Origin of the sequence: Curtobacterium sp. AG1037 (assembly GCF_003349855.1) — a bacterium.
GTDB classification, from domain to species: domain Bacteria; phylum Actinomycetota; class Actinomycetes; order Actinomycetales; family Microbacteriaceae; genus Curtobacterium; species Curtobacterium citreum.
In genome coordinates this window covers 344,445-361,332 of sequence record NZ_QQAO01000003.1, presented here as the reverse complement: position 1 = coordinate 361,332, position 16,888 = coordinate 344,445, and the positions used below count along the sequence as shown (strand labels likewise).

Annotated in this window: 15 protein-coding genes; 12 read left to right on the top strand and 3 right to left on the bottom strand. The window is 73.2% G+C overall.

Going from position 1 to position 16,888, the window contains the following annotated elements:
• Positions 1 to 76 precede the first annotated feature (76 nt).
• Positions 77 to 1,114 carry a GTP-binding protein gene (locus tag DEU32_RS06455; RefSeq protein ID WP_058743313.1) on the bottom strand — a complete coding sequence of 346 codons (1,038 nt, stop codon included), beginning with the start codon at positions 1,112 to 1,114 and terminating at the stop codon, positions 77 to 79.
• A 58-nt stretch (positions 1,115 to 1,172) separates the two neighbouring features.
• On the opposite strand from DEU32_RS06455, the gene ykgO reads away from it, so the two are divergent.
• On the top strand, positions 1,173 to 1,295 hold the full coding sequence (gene ykgO / locus DEU32_RS06450) for a type B 50S ribosomal protein L36 (RefSeq protein ID WP_058743312.1): 123 nt from the start codon (positions 1,173 to 1,175) through the stop codon (positions 1,293 to 1,295).
• Positions 1,296 to 1,323: 28 nt separating this feature from the next.
• Positions 1,324 to 1,980, top strand: coding sequence for a histidine phosphatase family protein (locus tag DEU32_RS06445; protein WP_114849801.1), 657 nt, complete (start codon positions 1,324 to 1,326; stop codon positions 1,978 to 1,980).
• Positions 1,981 to 2,215: 235 nt separating this feature from the next.
• Here the strand turns inward: DEU32_RS06445 and DEU32_RS06440 are convergent, their stop codons facing one another.
• On the bottom strand, positions 2,216 to 3,961 hold the full coding sequence (locus DEU32_RS06440) for a glycerol-3-phosphate dehydrogenase/oxidase (RefSeq protein ID WP_114849800.1): 1,746 nt from the start codon (positions 3,959 to 3,961) through the stop codon (positions 2,216 to 2,218).
• 189 nt (positions 3,962 to 4,150) lie between these two features.
• On the opposite strand from DEU32_RS06440, the gene DEU32_RS06435 reads away from it, so the two are divergent.
• The 4 genes from DEU32_RS06435 (at position 4,151) to ald (ending at position 8,864) form a co-directional block, all read left to right on the top strand.
• Positions 4,151 to 5,113, top strand: a complete 963-nt coding sequence (locus DEU32_RS06435) for a sugar-binding transcriptional regulator (RefSeq protein ID WP_058743281.1) — start codon at positions 4,151 to 4,153, stop codon at positions 5,111 to 5,113.
• A 50-nt stretch (positions 5,114 to 5,163) separates the two neighbouring features.
• Positions 5,164 to 6,204 carry an AraC family transcriptional regulator gene (locus tag DEU32_RS06430; RefSeq protein WP_181819214.1) on the top strand — a complete coding sequence of 347 codons (1,041 nt, stop codon included), beginning with the start codon at positions 5,164 to 5,166 and terminating at the stop codon, positions 6,202 to 6,204.
• Positions 6,205 to 6,254: 50 nt separating this feature from the next.
• Complete coding sequence (locus DEU32_RS06425; protein WP_114849798.1) at positions 6,255 to 7,643, top strand: FAD-binding oxidoreductase; 1,389 nt, start codon at positions 6,255 to 6,257, stop codon at positions 7,641 to 7,643.
• A gap of 123 nt (positions 7,644 to 7,766) precedes the next feature.
• On the top strand, positions 7,767 to 8,864 hold the full coding sequence (gene ald, locus DEU32_RS06420) for an alanine dehydrogenase (RefSeq protein ID WP_114849797.1): 1,098 nt from the start codon (positions 7,767 to 7,769) through the stop codon (positions 8,862 to 8,864).
• Positions 8,865 to 9,001: 137 nt separating this feature from the next.
• Here the strand turns inward: ald and DEU32_RS06415 are convergent, their stop codons facing one another.
• The gene (locus DEU32_RS06415; protein ID WP_229666658.1) at positions 9,002 to 9,826 is read right to left on the bottom strand and encodes a tryptophan-rich sensory protein; all 825 of its coding nucleotides are present in this window, start codon (positions 9,824 to 9,826) and stop codon (positions 9,002 to 9,004) included.
• 134 nt (positions 9,827 to 9,960) lie between these two features.
• On the opposite strand from DEU32_RS06415, the gene DEU32_RS06410 reads away from it, so the two are divergent.
• The 6 genes from DEU32_RS06410 to sufU all read left to right on the top strand — a co-directional run bounded on the left by DEU32_RS06410 (position 9,961) and on the right by sufU (position 16,832).
• Entirely contained in the window at positions 9,961 to 10,944 is a 984-nt protein-coding gene (locus DEU32_RS06410; protein WP_258554796.1) for a magnesium and cobalt transport protein CorA, read from the top strand.
• A 79-nt stretch (positions 10,945 to 11,023) separates the two neighbouring features.
• Positions 11,024 to 13,270 (top strand): alpha-galactosidase, encoded by a 2,247-nt coding sequence (locus DEU32_RS06405; RefSeq protein ID WP_114849796.1) that lies wholly within the window; start codon positions 11,024 to 11,026, stop codon positions 13,268 to 13,270.
• Positions 13,271 to 13,379: 109 nt separating this feature from the next.
• Positions 13,380 to 14,690 carry a chloride channel protein gene (locus DEU32_RS06400; protein ID WP_114849795.1) on the top strand — a complete coding sequence of 437 codons (1,311 nt, stop codon included), beginning with the start codon at positions 13,380 to 13,382 and terminating at the stop codon, positions 14,688 to 14,690.
• 124 nt (positions 14,691 to 14,814) lie between these two features.
• Positions 14,815 to 15,027 carry an antitoxin gene (locus DEU32_RS06395; protein ID WP_058742677.1) on the top strand — a complete coding sequence of 71 codons (213 nt, stop codon included), beginning with the start codon at positions 14,815 to 14,817 and terminating at the stop codon, positions 15,025 to 15,027.
• 60 nt (positions 15,028 to 15,087) lie between these two features.
• Positions 15,088 to 16,389, top strand: a complete 1,302-nt coding sequence (locus tag DEU32_RS06390; protein ID WP_258554795.1) for a SufS family cysteine desulfurase — start codon at positions 15,088 to 15,090, stop codon at positions 16,387 to 16,389.
• The gene (gene sufU, locus DEU32_RS06385) at positions 16,386 to 16,832 is read left to right on the top strand and encodes a Fe-S cluster assembly sulfur transfer protein SufU (protein WP_114849794.1); all 447 of its coding nucleotides are present in this window, start codon (positions 16,386 to 16,388) and stop codon (positions 16,830 to 16,832) included. The genes DEU32_RS06390 and sufU overlap by 4 nt, the downstream gene beginning before the upstream one ends.
• Positions 16,833 to 16,888 lie beyond the last annotated feature (56 nt).

Here is a 16,888-nt window from a genome sequence, read left to right as displayed (position 1 = left end):
CGCCGGTCGTCCGGAGCACGGCGCGCGGTCTGCGACGACGCACGCGTCGATCGACGCGTGCGACGTCGCACACCGGTCAGTCGTGCCGGTGTCCGTGCGAGGGGTCGAGCGCCGGCCACACCGGGAACGGGTCCGGCCACCGACGCCAGACGTCCGGCCCGGCGAGTAGCTCCTCCGACGTGAGGAGTGCGCCGTCCAGCGCGCGTTCGACAACGTGCACGTCGAGGCGCTCGCCGACGAACCAGATCGCCTGACCGACCGGCGCGTCCTCGTCCCACGACGGGTTCGCGGTCGGGTCCAGCGCGAGCATCGCACCGAAGCTCGACCACGAGCCGACGTGGTCCGGCCGTGAGGCCAGTCGGAAGAACCCCTTCGAGCGCAGGACCCGCCCGTTCGCGCCCGCGGCGAGGTCGTTCGCGATGACGTCGGCGAGTCGCCCGGGGTGGAACGGCAGCGGCTCGCGGTACCGCATCGTCACCAGGTCGTCCTGCGGCCCTCGCCCGGTGTCGGTCCGGCCGGCGTCGCTCGACAGTGCGCGCATCCAGCCGGCGCCGGAGGCCAGCAGGCGGGCGGCGCCGCCGTTCGACGCCGGCAGGTCGAGCGGCCCCCTGACGGCGGGTGCCGCGACGATCGCCGCCTGCGGAGCCATGCGGTGGAGCAACGCCACGAGCGCCCGACGACGACGGCCGGAGAGTGGCTCGAGTCGGTCGAGCGCGACCACGGTCGCGTACTCGACGAGGGCCACCACGCGCTCAGCGGCCACGAAGGCGTCGTCCACGTCCGACCAGAGCAGGTGGGCGACGTCGTCCGCCCGGAGCACGGCGACCACGTGGCGCAGGACCCGGTCGTCGCCGGTCTCCGAACGGGCGGCGTTCGCGAGGAGCATCCCGACCGCGCGGACGTCCACCTCCGGCGCGAGCGTGACGACGAGGTCGTGGTCGGCGTCCGGTCCGCACACGCGGTCGAGCTGGTCGCGTCGCGCGGCGATGCCCCTGGCCGCCGCGAGGGCATCGCCCTGGACGTGCATCCGGTGGCCGCTGCCGATCCGGCGCGCGACGCGGACTGCGTCGGCATCGTGCAGGGCGGTGACGAGGGTGGTTGCTGCAGGGCGCATGTCGGGTAGCCTACATGACAACCGTTCTCAACAAGGAGTCGGTGCAGGAAGGAGACCCGTGAAGGTCCGCAACTCGCTCAAGGCGCTCAAGAAGATCCCCGGCTCGCAGATCGTGCGACGCCGCGGCCGCGTGTACGTCATCAACAAGCGGGACCCGCGGTGGAAGGCCCGCCAGGGATAGGTCACCGGCCGTCCGTAGGGTGGGGCGCATGCGACTCCTGCTCATCCGGCACGGCCAGACCCCTGCGAACGTGGACGGCGTGCTCGACGCCGAAGTACCCGGCCCCGGGCTCACCGAGCTCGGGCAGCAGCAGGCGGACGCCCTGCCCACTGCCCTCGCCGACCACGGGATCGAGCGGTTGTTCGTCTCGTCGATGGTCCGAACGCAGGTCACCGCCGCGCCGCTCGCCGCCGCGCTCGGGACCGAACCCGTCGTGCTCCCCGGGCTGCGCGAGATCGAGGCCGGGGACCTGCAGGGCCGGCGCGACCGGACCTCGGTGCAGCTGTACATCTCGACCGTGCACGGGTGGTCGGCGGGGGACCGGTCGAGCCGGATGCCCGGGGCCGAGAGCGGCGAGGAGTTCTTCGCGCGCTACGACGACGCCGTGCGGCAGATCCTCGACACGGGCGTCGAGGTCGCTGCGGCGTTCAGCCACGGCGCGGCGATCCGCACGTGGGCCAGTGCGGCCGCGCAGAACACCCCCGACGAGTTCGGCACGAAGCGGCACCTCGAGAACACCGGGATCGTCGAGGTCGAGGGCTCGTTCGAGGACGGCTGGCGCCTGGTCGACTGGGAGGGCGAGCCCGTCGGTGGCCAGGACCTGATCGACCGGACGGCGCAGGACCCGACCGGCGACGCGTTCTGACGTTCGCGACGCTCCCTGAGACGCCGGCGTCGACGCGAGACGCCCGCGGTCGGGCGAGACGCCGCCGGATTCGGCGGCGTCTCGTCGCGACGGCGGCGTCTCGTGACGCGCGGGCTTCTCGTCGGGACGCCGGCGTGTCGTGACGCGCGCGGCGGACGGGTGCGGAACCACACGACGGACGGGAGGTGCGGCGCCGGCCGGCACCGCGCCTCCCGTCCGTCGGGGGCCGCGTGGACTACGCGGGCTGCGCCGCCGACGTGTGCAGCGGCACGATCACGCCGTGCGACTCGCGCAGGACGTCGAGCGTGCGCTGGACCTCGTCCGCGCGCTCCTCGGCCGTCCAGCCGAGCGCACCGGCGAGGACGTCGGCCAGCTCGTCGAGCAGGTCGATCGTGACGCCGCCGACGAACGCCAGGTTCGTGCGGCGGAGCACCACGTCCACCAGGTGGACCGCCTGCTCGTGCTCGGCGAAGTACGCGACCTCGGCACGGGTGAGCGTCGGGTCGGACTCGAGCGGCTCGACCGGGCCGTCGGTCAGGACGTCCACGACCTCGGCCGCACGGGTGCCGTAGCGCTCGAGCAGGCCGTCGACGAGCTGCTCGTCGAGACCGTCCCGGTGCGACTTGATCCACAGCGCGCGCTGGGCGTCGGTCGTCGGGAAGTCCTTGCCGCCGCCGATCGGCATGCCCGTCGTGTCGACCTTCCGGTCCACGCCGAGCTTCGTCGTGACGTCCGAGGACAGGTGCGCGGCGAGGGCACGGAAGGTCGTCCACTTGCCGCCGACGAGCGAGAGCACGGTCGTGCCGGGCAGGCCGGCGATCGGGGTGTCGACGATCCGGTAGTCGCGGGACACGAAGCCGGGGGCGGTGTCCTCGTGGCGGGGGAGCGGGCGGATGCCGGAGTAGCGGTACACGATGTGGTCGCGGTCGAGCGCGATCTGCGGGAAGACGTGCTTGACGAGCCCGAAGAAGTAGTCGACCTCCTCCTCGGTGCACACCGCCGGCTGCGACGGGTCGGCGTCGATGTCCGTCGTGCCGATGAGCACCCGGCCCTTCAGCGGGTAGATGAGGACGATGCGGCCGTCGTTGTTCTCGAAGAACAGCTCGCGGCCCTTCGTCGCCCCGAGGAGCTCGGGGTTGTCGACGACGATGTGCGAGCCCTTCGTGCCGCCCATGAACTTCGTCTCGCCGCCGAACGCCTGGTTCGTCAGGTCGGTCCAGGGGCCGGAGGCGTTCACGACGACCTCGGCCGAGAAGACGAACTCCTCGCCGGTCTCGCGGTCGCGGAGCACGACACCGCCGTCGCGGGTGCCGGCTGCCTCGACGTAGTTGACGGAGCGGGCGGTCGCGGCGCTGCCGGAGCCCTTCGCTGCTGCGAGGCCGTCCTTGAGCACGTCGAGCGCCAGGCGCTCCGGCTCGTGCACGGACGCGTCGTAGTAGGTGCCCGTGTACTTCAGGTCCTTGTTGAGCGCGGGCATGTCGGCCAGCGCGGCCTTCTTCGTGAGGAAGCGGTGCTTCGGCACCGAGCCGCCGTCGCGCGAGAAGGAGTCGTAGATCGTCATGCCGATCTTGATGAGCGCGGCGCCGCGCTCCTTGGTCGAGCGCTGCTTGTGCGTGAGCATGCGCAGCGGGGCGTTCATGATGCCGGAGAACGTCGAGAAGATCGGCATCGTCGTCTGCAGCGGCTTCACGTAGTGCGGCGCGATGCGGATCAGGCCGTTGCGCTCCTGCACGCTCTCGCGCACCAGGCGGAACTCGCCGTTCTCCAGGTAGCGGATGCCGCCGTGGATCATGTGGCTGGACGCGGCCGAGGCGCCGCCGGCGTAGTCGCCGCGCTCGACGAGCACGACGTCGACGCCCTGCAGGGCGAGGTCGCGGAAGGTGGCGATGCCGTTGATGCCGCCACCGACGATGAGGACCTGGGCGTTGGGGCGCTCGGTGAGCGCGGTCACCGTGTTCCGGGGCTGCGTCTTCTTCGACATGGTGCGTCGCTTCCTTGGGTCGGTTCCGTGGGGTCGACTCCGATCGTGCGCCTCGGTGGGAGGTCGGGCAACCTACGTGCACGAACGTGCAGCACACCTGTCGCTGCGGCCCGGCACGGGGCCGGGGAGCGGACGGGAGGCGCGACAGGGGTTGCAGAGGCCGTGCACGTCCGTGCATGCTCGGTTCCCATGAGCGATGCTGCGCAGCCGATGCGGACCCAGCAGGCGCTGCGCGCCGCACACCTGTACTACCTGCAGGACCTGACGATGGACGCCATCGCGGACGAGCTCGGCACCTCGCGGTCGTCGGTCTCGCGGTTGCTGAAGTACGCCAGGGACACCGGGCTCGTGGACATCCAGATCCGCTCGCCGCTCGACCAGGCGGCAGCGCTCAGCCGGAACATCCGGGCGCGGTTCGGCGTGCACGCCCACGTCGTGCCGGTGCCGGACCACACGAGCGACGTCGACCGGCTCGAGCGTGTCGCCCTGTCCGCCGCGCGCATCCTGACGCAGTACGTCGAGTCGAACATGGTGGTCGGCATCTCGTGGGGCTCGACCGTGAGTGCGGTGAGCCGGTACCTCGTGCCGAAGACGACCCACGGCTCGACCGTCGTGCAGATCAACGGTGCGGCGAACACCCGGACGACCGGCATCGTCTACGCGTCCGAGATCCTGCGGCGGTTCGGCGAGGCGTACGGCGCGTTCGTGCAGCAGTTCCCCGTCCCGGCGTTCTTCGACGATCCGGCGACGAAGGAGATGCTCTTCCGCGAGCGCTCCATCCGCCGCGTGCTCGACCTGCACGAGCGGATGGACCTCGTCGTGTTCGGTGTCGGCGCGCCGCAGGCCCCGGTGCCCTCGCACGTGTACTCCGGCGGGTACCTCGACCCGGCCGACCGCGACGAGCTCGCGCAGGCCGAGGTCGTCGGCGACGTCTCGACGGTCTTCTACCGGGCCGACGGGTCGTGGAAGGACATCGGCGTGAACGCGCGCGCCGGCGGACCCGACCTCGACACGATCAAGCGGGCGCCCCGCCGCGTGTGCGTCGTCGCGGGGCGGGGGAAGGCGGCGTCGCTCAAGGGCGCCCTCGCCGCGGGACTCGTCACCGACCTGATCCTGGACGAGAGCGTCGGGCAGGCGATCCTGCAGCCCTAGGTCAGTTCCTGACCGACTCGATGTCGGTGGTGCGCCCTAGGCTCCGGTGCATGGTGTTCTCTCGTGCGACCCAGCCGGCGACGGCGCCCGTTCCGGGTGTCCCGACGTCGCCGGACGTCTCCGACGCCAGCCGACAGGACGACGGTCGGCGCCGTGGCGCCCGCTACTTCCGGCGCCTCGCCGGGACCGACATCGACGAAGCCCTCGCCTTCTTCACGGGCGACTACGACTTCCGGGCGCCCCGCGTCCGCCGGACGCACACGCAGCAGCACTGGGACTTCGCGGGCGTCGGTGACGCGCGGATGTCGCTCCGGTCCTCGCGGCTGCTGGTCGACCTGCAGACCGAGAGCCTGGTCGACGACGAGTTCCTCGTCGCGTGGATGCGCTCGGGCACGAGCACGATCACGTTCCAGGGACGCGAGCACGCGCTCGAGCCCGGCGTCCCGGTCGTGCTGCCCTTCGCCGAGGCGTACGCGCTGCACCACCGGGACATCGGTCTGAACCTCGTGCACCTCGACCGCGACTTCGTGCGGTCGGTGGTCGGCGAGGACGACTTCGCGTTCGAGCCGATGCGCCGCCCGACGGCCGAGGGGCTGCGCGCCTGGCAGTCCGTCGTCCGTGCGCACTCCGGCACCTGGCTCGACGTCGAGCACGACCTGACGCCGATCGTGCAGCGGTCGATCGCCGAGTCGTTCGTCGCCGCCGCCGTGCAGGCGTTCCCGCGACGGGATCGCTGGCGCTCGTCCGTCACCGGCTCGGGGCCCGAGCACGACCGGCTGCGACGCGCGCTCGAGTACGTGCACGCCCACGCCCGCGAACCCATCGGGACGACCGAGATCGCCGAGGCCGCCGGGCTCAGCCCCCGTGGCCTGCAGCAGTCGCTCCGGCGCCACCTGGACCAGACGCCGGGCGACCTGCTCCGGAGCGTCCGGCTCGACGGTGCCCGGGTGGACCTGCTCCGCGCGGACCGGGACGCCACGAACGTCGCGGAGATCGCCCGCGCGTGGGGCTTCGGGCACCTCGGACGGTTCTCGGCGACCTACCGGGCCCGGTTCGGCGAGCTCCCGAGCGAGTCGCTCCGCACCCGCTGATACCGGGCACGTGCTCGGTCGGCGGCGTGCGGCTCGGTAGCGTGGCGCGCATGGACACCGTCGTCACCGCCCTCCGCTCCGCCCTCGCGGACCCGGACGGCGCCGTCGTCCGCACCGACCCGGCAGTGCTCGACGCCGCACGGACCGACAAGTCCGGCTGGACCGCACCCGGCGGGCCGGTCGCCGTGGTCGAGGCCCGGTCGGTCGCCGACGTCCAGGCCGTCCTCCGGACCTGCTCCGCGGCGCGGGTGCCGGTCGTCCCACGGGGCGCCGGCACCGGGCTGGCCGGCGGGGCGAACGGCACCGAGGGCTCCGTCGTGCTCAGCGTCGCCCGGATGGACCGCATCCTCGAGGTCTCGGTCGCCGACGAGTACGCCGTCGTCGAGCCGGGCGTCGTGAACGGCGCCCTCGACGCCGCGGTCGCCGAGCACGGGCTGCGCTTCGCCCCGGACCCGGCCAGCGCGGCGATCTCGACCGTCGGCGGCAACATCGCGACGAACGCCGGCGGCCTGCGCTGCGTCAAGTACGGCGTGACGCGCGAGGCTGTGCTCGGACTCGACGTGGTCCTGGCGGACGGCCGGCTCGTCTCCACCGGACGCCGCACGGTGAAGGGCGTCACCGGCCTCGACCTGACGGCGCTGTTCGTCGGCTCGGAGGGCACCCTCGGGGTGGTCGTCGGAGCGACCGTCCGGCTCGTGCCGCTGCCGGCCGGAGCGCCCGCGACGCTGGGGGCGGTGTTCCCGACCGTCGCCGACGCGGCCCGCGGTGCCGCGGCCGTCGTCACCGGCGCGAGCCGGCCGTCGACGGTGGAGCTGCTCGACGCGGCCGCCCTCGCGGGCATCGCCGCACACCTCGGACCGCAGGTGCTGACCGAGACGCTCGGGAGCAGCTCGGCGGACGGGGCGTTCCTGCTCGTCGAGTTCGACGGGCCGGACGCAGCGCAGGCCGCGCTGGGAGCCGCACCGCGCCTCCAGGCCGAGGGCGGCACCGTGCACCACGCGACGTCCGCCGTGGAACGCGAGCGCCTGCTGACCGTCCGACGGTCCTTCCACCCGGCCATGGAGGCGCGCGGCCGGGTGCTGATCGAGGACGTCGCGGTGCCGCGGAGCCGGCTCGCGGAGATGTTCGAGCGGGTCGAGGCGATCGGGCGTCGGCACGGCGTGGCGATCCCGACGGTGGCGCACGCGGGGGACGGCAACCTGCACCCGAACTTCGTCTTCGCGGGGGACGAGGTGCCCGCGCACGTCTGGGCCGCGGCCGACGAGTTGTTCCGCGCCGCGATCGACCTCGGGGGCACGCTGACGGGCGAGCACGGTGTCGGGGTGCTCAAGCGGCGGTGGCTCGGTGACGAGCTCGGTGACGCCGTCCTCGATCTGCAGCGGGGCGTGAAGGCGGTGTTCGATCCGCTCGGGATCCTCAATCCGGGCAAGGCGATCTGACCGGTTCGTCAAATCTCGTCGTACCGAACGACCGATCATCGCGCAGATGTTCGGCGGAAACGAGTCTGAAACGAACCAGAGCGCATCGTGGTCGTACCTGCACCGCCCACGAAGGAGTCCGTGATGCTGATCGGCGTCCCCACAGAGGTCAAGAACAACGAGTACCGCGTCGCGGCGACGCCGGCGGGGGTCGGTGAGCTGACGCTGCACGGCCACGAGGTCCTCGTGCAGTCCGGCGCCGGCACCGGGTCGTCCTTCGGCGACGACGAGTACCGCGACGCCGGGGCCACGGTCGTCCACACCGCGGCCGAGGTCTGGGCCCGGGCCGAGCTCGTGCTCAAGGTGAAGGAGCCCGTGGCGTCGGAGTACGCATCGATCCGCCCCGGACAGGTGCTCTTCACGTACCTGCACCTGGCCGCCGACCGCCCCCTCACCTCGGCGCTCGTCGAGTCCGGCGCGACCGCGATCGCCTACGAGACCGTGCAGCTGCCGGACCGGTCGCTGCCGCTGCTCTCGCCGATGTCCGAGATCGCCGGACGACTGTCGGTGCAGGTCGGCGCGGCGCAGCTCATGCGCACCGCGGGCGGCCGCGGCCTGCTGCTCGGCGGAGTCCCCGGGACGCCGAAGGGCCGGGTCGTCGTGATCGGCGGTGGCGTCGCGGGCGAGCACGCGGCGACGATGGCGCTCGGCCTGGGCGCTGAGGTCACCGTGTTCGACATCAGCCTGCCGCGGCTCCGTGCGCTCGACGCCCGTTTCGACGGCCGCATCACGACGCTGCGGTCCTCGTCGCACGCGATCGCCGAGGCGCTGCGTGACGCGGACCTGGTGATCGGGTCGGTGCTCATCCCCGGGGCCTCGGCGCCGAAGCTCGTGACCGACGCGATGGTCGCCGGCATGCGCGAGGGTTCGGTGCTCGTCGACATCGCCATCGACCAGGGCGGGTGCTTCGAGGGTTCGCGGCCGACCACCCACGACGACCCGACCTTCCGGGTGCACGACGCCGTGTACTACTGCGTGGCGAACATGCCCGGGGCGGTGCCGCGCACGAGCACGATCTCGCTGACGAACGCGACGCTGCCGTACGCCCTCGCCGTCGCCGACCAGGGCTGGGAGCGGGCGACCGAGGCGGACCCGGCGCTCGCGAAGGGGCTGAACGTGCACGCGGGCCGCGTCGTGAACGAGGCGGTGGCCGCCGCGCACGGGCTGGCGGCCGCGCGGTAGCGCGCCGCGCCGCGCCGCGCTGCGCGCGGTAGCCGGTGCCGGTTCACGCGCTCAGCGACAGTTCACGGGCTCACGAGCCCGTGAACTGTCGCTGAGCGCGAAAGGTGTCCGGCGGGGCGCGGCCCCGCCGCCCCGGCCTACGCCACCCGCGCGGCGCCCGCGCCGCGGCGCGCCCCGACCCACCCGACGCGGGTGCGCACCACGAGGGTGACGAGCACGACCGCCGCGATCGACACCACAGCCGCCACGGCCGTCGGCACGGACACGAGCGGCCCGTCGAGCCGCCCGACCGCGACCCACGCCAGGCCCCACGCGAGCGACACCGTCGGGGCCAGTCGTCCGCCGCCCCACACCGCCAGGAGCACCCCGACGAGCCCGGCGACGAGCGCCACGACCACGCCCCAGACGTCCTGGCCGAGACCGAAGCCCTCGAACCCGGCCGCCGCGAGCACCGCCGCGGTGTTGGCCGCCGTCGCGACGCAGACCCACCCGAGGTACAGCCCGAACGTCCCGTCGGTCAGCACCTGCTCGACGACGCCCGACGCCGTGGTCCGCCGGAGCACCGCGAACGTCCACACGAGCACGACGAGCAGCGCGACGATGACCGGCTCGCTCAGCCACAGCGCCCCGAACTGCACGGACAGGATCCACGCCGCGTTGAGCAGCAGGGACAGCGTCGCGGGCAGCGCGAGCCGTGCGTGCCGCGCGTCGTCGGCGGTCCGGAAGCACTGCCGCACCGCGTACGCGAGCAGCCCGACGTAGACGACGCTCCAGATCGAGAACGCCGGACCGTCCGGCGCGATGGCGGTCGAGGACGCCGACAGCGCCCCGCCGGCCGCGTCCTGGATCGGGGTGCCCACCACCGCTCCGGACCCGACGAACGCGCCGACCACCGCGACGACCGCGCTCACCGCGACCACGATCCTCCAGGCCTTGCCCATGACCACTCCCTTCGTCAGCATGCTGATGACCTGCACGGTAGGCGCGTGTCACCCCGCGCGCGCAGCGCGCGTCCAGCGGGCGGGGGACGGGCCACGGCCGGGAGGCACGCCCCGCGTCCGGCACGTCGGCCGTGCGTGGTGCGTACGGTTGCCTCGTGACCGTCGAGCTCAACACCGTCTACGTGGACCGGATCGCCCCGATCGTGTGCCCCTCGCTCGAGACGACCTTCCGGATGATCGGCGACCAGGGCGCGAGCGCGTGCATCGTGCTGCACCGCCCGGACGCCGAGGAACTCGGGGACGTCGCTGTGGCCCTGGGGCTGCACGAGCTCGCGGTGGAGGACGCCGCCGAGGGTCACCAGCGTCCGAAGCTCGAGCGGTACGGGTCGACGCTCTTCGCCGTGCTGAAGCCCGCGGTCTACGACGACGGCCGCGAGGAGGTGGAGTTCGGCGAGGTGCACGCCTTCGTGGGGGAGTCGTTCTTCCTCGCGGTCGTCCCGGCGGACCCCCGCGGTCCCCAGGCCGTCCCGCGCGCGCTGCAGCGGATGAGCGGCAAGCCCGGCCTGGTCACGGTGGGGCCGCAGGCGCAGCTCTGGGCGCTGATGGACTCGATCGTGGACGGGTACGCGCCCGTGATCGACGGCCTCGAGGAGGACATCAACCAGATCGAGGACCAGCTGTTCTCCGGCGTCCCCGGGGTCTCGAAGCGCATCTACGAGCTGTTCGGCGAGGTCGTCGACTTCCAGCGGGCCGCCCGTCCGCTCATCGGCATGATCGAGAACCTGCACCGCGGCGCCGACAAGTACCACCTGCCAGTCGAGATGCAGCGACGCTTCCGGGACGTGCTCGACCACGCCATCCGGACCGTCGAGCGCCTGGACACGTTCCGCTCGCTGCTGCAGAACGCCCTGACGGTCGACTCGACCCTGGCGGCGCAGAAGCAGAACGACGACACGAAGCGCATCTCCGGCTGGGCGGCGATCCTGTTCGCCCCGACGCTCATCGCCGCGATCTACGGCATGAACTTCACGCACATGCCCGAGCTGTCGTGGACGTGGGGCTACCCGCTGTCGATCGTCGCGATGGTGCTCTTCGCCGCCGTCCTGTACGTCGTGTTCAAGGTCAAGCGCTGGTTCTGACCCGAGCGCGCGCGTCGAGTTGCGGGAGCGCTCCCAGGCGGGGAGGCTCGTCCTGCCGACGACGCCGACCGGAGCAACGATGCCGACCCAGACCGCAGCGACCACGACCACCAGCTCCCCGACGCCGGGGATCGTCCACCTGACCGCCGGGGGCGTGTCCCTCGTGCTCGACTGCCGCGACGCCGCGCTGCCGGCGATCGTGCACTGGGGGGCCGCGCTCGGCGCCCTCGACGAGGACGCCCTCGTCGCCCTGGCCGCCGCCGCGGTGCCGCCGGTGGCGCAGAACGAGCCCGACGTGCCGGTCCGGCTCGCGGTCCTGCCCGAACCGCACCGCGGATGGAGCGGACGTACCGGGCTCGCCGGACACCGGGACGGCCGGGACTGGTCGCCCGCGTTCACCGTGACGGCCCTGGACGTGCGGCTGCACGGGGACGACGGAAGCGACGGCACAGGCACGGGCACGAGCACGGACACGCGCACGGGCACGAGCGCGGGCACGCGCACGGGCACGGGCACGGGCGGCACCGTCACGGCCGACGCCGAGGACCGCACCGCCGGGCTCGCCGTCCGCGTCACCGTCGAGCTGCTCGCGTCCGGGCTCGTCCGCGCCCGGGCCGCCGTCACGAACACCGCCGAGGGGACCTACACCGTCGACGACCTGACCGTCGCGTTCCCCGTCCCGTCCCGCGCCCGCGAGGTCCTCGACCTCGCCGGCCGTTGGGGCAAGGAGCGCACCCCGCAGCGCCGGGAGCTCGTCGTCGGCACGCACGAGCGCGACAGCCGCAAGGGGCGCACCGGTCCGGACGCCGCCACTGTGCTGAGCGTCGGCGTCCCCGGGTTCGGGTTCGCGTCGGGCGAGGTCTGGGGTGTGCACACGGCCTGGAGCGGCAACCACCGGCACTACGCCGAGCGCCTGTCGACCGGTCGCCAGGTGGCCGGTGGCTCGGAGCTCCTGCTGCCGGGCGAGGTCCGTCTCGGCACCGGGGAGACGTACGAGGGGCCGTGGGTCCACGCCGCGTACGGTGACGGCCTCGACGACCAGGCCCGCCGCTTCCACCGCTGGCTCCGCAGCCGACCGCAGCACCCGACGTCGCCGCGCCCGGTCACGATCAACGTGTGGGAGGCGGTCTACTTCGACCACGACCTCGCCAAGCTGACCGAGCTCGCCGAGCGGGCCGCGCGCCTCGGCGTCGAGCGGTACGTGCTCGACGACGGCTGGTTCCGCCACCGCCGCGACGACCACGCCGGACTCGGCGACTGGTACGTCGACGAGGGCGTCTGGCCGGACGGCCTCGGCCCGATCGTCGACCGCGTCCGTGCCCTCGGCATGCAGTTCGGCCTGTGGTTCGAGCCCGAGATGGTGAACGAGGACAGCGACCTCGCCCGGGCGCACCCGGAGTGGATCATGCAGGCCGACGGGCGGATGCCGGTGCGCTCCCGCGACCAGCAGGTCCTCAACCTCGCGATCCCCGAGGCCTTCGCACACGTCCTCGACCGGATGACCGCGATCATCGGCGAGTACGGCATCGACTACGTCAAGTGGGACCACAACCGCGACCTGGTCGAGGCCGGGCACCGCGGGGGCGGGGCCGCCGTGCACGAGCAGACCCAGGCCGCCTACCGGCTCATGGCGACGCTCAAGGAGCGCTTCCCCGCGCTCGAGATCGAGGCCTGCGCCTCCGGTGGGGCACGCGTCGACCTCGGCGTCCTCGAGCACACCGACCGCGTCTGGGTGTCCGACGACATCGACCCGCTCGAGCGGCAGCAGATGCACCGGTGGACGCAGCAGCTGCTGCCGCCGGAGCTCCTCGGCGCGCACGTCGCGAGCGGCACGAGCCACAGCACCGGACGCCACCACGACGTGTCGTTCCGCGCGGGCACGGCCCTGATCGGGCACTTCGGGATCGAGTGGGACCTCACCCAGGCCACCCCGGAGGAGGAGACCACGCTCGCCGACTGGATCGCGCTCCACCGGGAGTGGCGCGGCCTGCTGCACGGCGGGGACCTCGTCCGGAACGACGAGGTCGACCCCACGCGCCTCGTGCACGGGGTCGTCGCGCCGGACCGTCGGGACGCACTGTTCTTCCTCGTCAGCACGGGCCGCTCCGAGGTGTCGGGCACCGGACCGATGCGCTTCCGCGACCTCGACCCCGGCGTCACCTACCGCGTCGACCCGGTGTTCCGCGGCCCCGACCACCTGCTGAACCCGCCGTCGTGGTGGGCGGGGGAGCGCCGGTTCCCCGGCCGCGTCCTCGGCACCGTCGGCCTCGAGGTCCCGCTGCTCCCCGCGGACTGCGTGGTCCCGTTCCGCGTGACGGCCGTCTGACCCGGGACGCGCCAGCCCGACACGGGACGGCCTGGAGGATCGTGGCGGGCCCCGCCACGCGCCTCCAGGCCGGCAGTGGACCGCTCCGGCGGCCGCTAGGCTTCCGGACATGCCGCAGACCGGGAACGCGACACGCACGTCCACGCCGGTCGCCGGGAGTGCACGCTGGGCCGTCAAGCTCGCGGTGATCACCGCGCTCGTCGGCGTCGCCGGCGGCGTCGCGGGCATCAGCGTGTGGCTCGCGCTCCAGCTCATCCAGTTCGTCGCCTTCGGGTACCCCTTCGGCGGGCACCTCGAGGCGGCCGACGCGCCCTCCGGCTGGAACCGGTTCGCCGCGCTCGCCGCGGCCGGTGTGCTGACCGGCGTCGCGTGGTGGGCGCTCCGCCGGTGGGCGAAGCCCGTCGTGTCGGTGCCGGCGGCCGTCGGCGGCAAGCGGATGCCAGCCCTGTCGACCATCGCGAACGCGGGCGTGCAGATCCTCGCGGTCGGGCTCGGCGCCTCCATCGGGAAGGAGGTCGCGCCCCGGGAGATCGGGGCGTGGCTCGCGCAGCTCGTCACCGCGAAGGCCGGCCTGACCGCGCGCGAGACGAAGATCCTCGTCGCCTGCGGCGCGGCCGCTGGTCTCGCCGCGGTCTACGACGTGCCGCTCGGCGGGGCGCTGTTCGCCGTCGAGGTCCTGCTCGGGGAGCTCACGTTCGCGACGGCACTGCCGGCGTTCGCGACGAGTGCCGTCGCCGCGGTCACCGCACGGCTCGTGATCCCGGACGAGGTGCTCTACCACGTGCCGTCGATGCACCTCACGCCGTCGCTCCTGGTGTGGGCGGTCGTGGTGGGTCCGCTCCTCGGGTTCGCCGGCGTCGGGTTCGTGAAGCTGACGAACCGGCTGCAGGCCACCGCGCCGAAGGGCTGGCACCTGCTCGTCGTGCTGCCGGTCGTGTTCGCGATGGTCGGGCTGATCGCGGTGCCGTTCCCCGAGATCCTCGGCAACGGCCGGGCGCTCGGGCTCGTGGCGATGAACGCGACCTCGTCGTCCCCGGACTTCGCGGGGCTGTCGCCCATCCTGTTCCTGCTGCTCCTCGGGGTCCTGCGCACCATCACCACCTCGGCGACGATCGGCGCCGGGGCGGTCGGCGGCACCCTGACGCCCTCGATCGCGATCGGCTCGGCGGTGGGTGGCGCGCTCGGCGGGGCGTGGATCCTGCTCTGGCCCGCCGACGGCCCGAGCCTGGCGGCCTTCGCCTTCGTCGGTGCGGCGGCCTTCCTCGCCACGACGATGCGGGCGCCGTTCACCGCGCTCGTGCTCGTCGTCGAGTTCACCCAGCAGGGCACGGACATCCTCGTGCCGTCGCTCCTCGCGATCACCGGCTCCGTCGCCGTCGGGTACCTGCTCGCACGCCGCCGCAGCGCCCAGATGGCCTGAACCCGCACGACCCGACCGGGGCTGCGGACGCCTGTTCCGTCCGGCCCGGACACCGACCGCTGCCCGGATTAGCATCGGCGGCACCGCGGGGCGAGGGGTCCCGCACGACCACGAGGAGACCGCCATGGCCGGGTTCGACGACATCACGAAGAAGGCACAGCAGTTCCTGCAGGACGGCAAGGTGCAGGACGCACTGAAGAGCGAGAAGGCCGAGGACGTCAGCGACAAGATCCTCGACGGCGTCGCGGACGCGGTGAAGAAGGCAACGGGCGGCAAGTACGACGACAAGATCGACGGCGCGCGGGACCAGGCCGACAAGCACATCGGCAACCAGTAGGACCGGCACTTCCGCTCGTAGCGATTGGACGCGGGGGCGGAGACGGACCACGATTGTGGGGTGACCGTCCCCGCTCCGAACCAGCCGCTGACCGACGCCGAGGTCGCCGCGATCAAGCGGGACTTCCCGATCCTCCAACAACAGGTCAACGGTCACCCGCTCGCCTACCTGGACTCCGGGGCGACGGCCGAGCGCCCCGTGCAGGTGCTCGACGCCGAGCGCCGGTTCCTCGAGACCGACAACGCGGCCGTGCACCGCGGCGCGCACACGCTCGCGGCGCTCAGCACCGACGCCTACGAGGACGCCCGTGCCACCGTCGCGCGCTTCGTCGGGGCGGCCTCGCCGTCGGAGGTCGTCTGGACGGCGAACGCCACCGACGCCCTCAACCTCGTGGCGTACGGCATCGCCAACGCGAGCCGCGGTCGCGGGGGAGCCGCCGCGGACCGCTTCCGCATCGGCCCGGGCGACGAGGTCCTCGTGACCGAGGCCGAGCACCACGCGAACCTCGTGCCGTGGCAGGAGCTCGTCGCCCTGACCGGTGCCACGCTCCGCTGGGTGCCGGTCGCCGACGACGGCACCTGGACCGCGGCGGACATGGTCGCGTTGATCGGGCCGCGCACCCGGGTGGTCGCGTTCGCGCACGTCTCGAACGTCACGGGCATGATCGCGCCGGTGGCCGAGGTCGTGGCCGCCGCGCACGAGCACGGCGCCCTGGTCGTCCTGGACGCCTGCCAGTCCGCGCCGCACCGGCCCCTCGACCTCGGGGCGCTCGGCGTCGACTTCGCGGCGTTCTCCGGGCACAAGATGCTCGGACCGAACGGCATCGGCGTGCTCTGGGGCCGCCAGGAGCTCCTCGACGCCCTGCCGCCGTTCCGCACCGGCGGCTCGATGATCACCACCGTCACGATGGAGTCGTCGGACTTCATGCCCGCGCCCGAGCGGTTCGAGGCGGGGACGCAGCCGGTGTCCCAGGCCGTCGCGCTCGCCGAGGCCGTCCGGTACCTCGAGCGGATCGGCACGGACCGGGTGCGCGACCACGAGGAGACGCTCGCGCAGCGCTTGCTCGAGGGCCTCGCCGCCGTCCCGGGCATCCGCGTCGTCGGACCGCCCGTCGGGGTCCCGCGCTCGGGGATCGTGGCGTTCGACGTCGACGGGGTGCACGCCCACGACGTCTCCCAGTACCTCGACGCGCAGGGGATCGCGGTGCGCTCCGGCCACCACTGCGCCCAGCCGCTGCACCGCCGGCTCGGCCTGACCGCCACGAGCCGCGCCAGCACGTACGTGTACACGACCGACGAGGACGTCGACCGGTTCCTCGCGGCCGTCGCCGAGGTCCGCGACTACTTCGGAGCAGCCTCGTGAACGGCCTCGACTCGCTCTACCAGCAGGTCATCCTCGACCACGCCAAGGCCCGGCACGGCGACCTCGTGCTCGACGACGCCGATGCGTCGCACTTCGAGCGGAACCCGACCTGCGGCGACGAGATCACCGTCAGCGTCCGCCTCGAGCCCGGCACGGATCGCATCGCGGCGATCGGGTGGCAGGGCGACGGGTGCTCGATCTCGATGGCGTCCGCCTCCGTCCTCGCCGACATGGCCCCCGGGCGGACCGTCCCCGAGCTGCTCGAGCTCACCGAGGCGTTCCGGGCGATGATGCGCTCGCGCGGGGCGGGGGAGCCCGACGAGGACGTGCTCGAGGACCTCGTGGCGTTCCACGGCGTCTCGAAGTTCGTGATGCGTGTGAAGTGCGGGATGCTCGCGTGGGTCGCCGCCGAGGCCGCCGTGCGCGAGGCGTCCGCCGCCTGAGCCTCGAGCCCGGCAGTCGCCGGCAGCGTCACGCAACGTCACCGTCCGTGACGGAC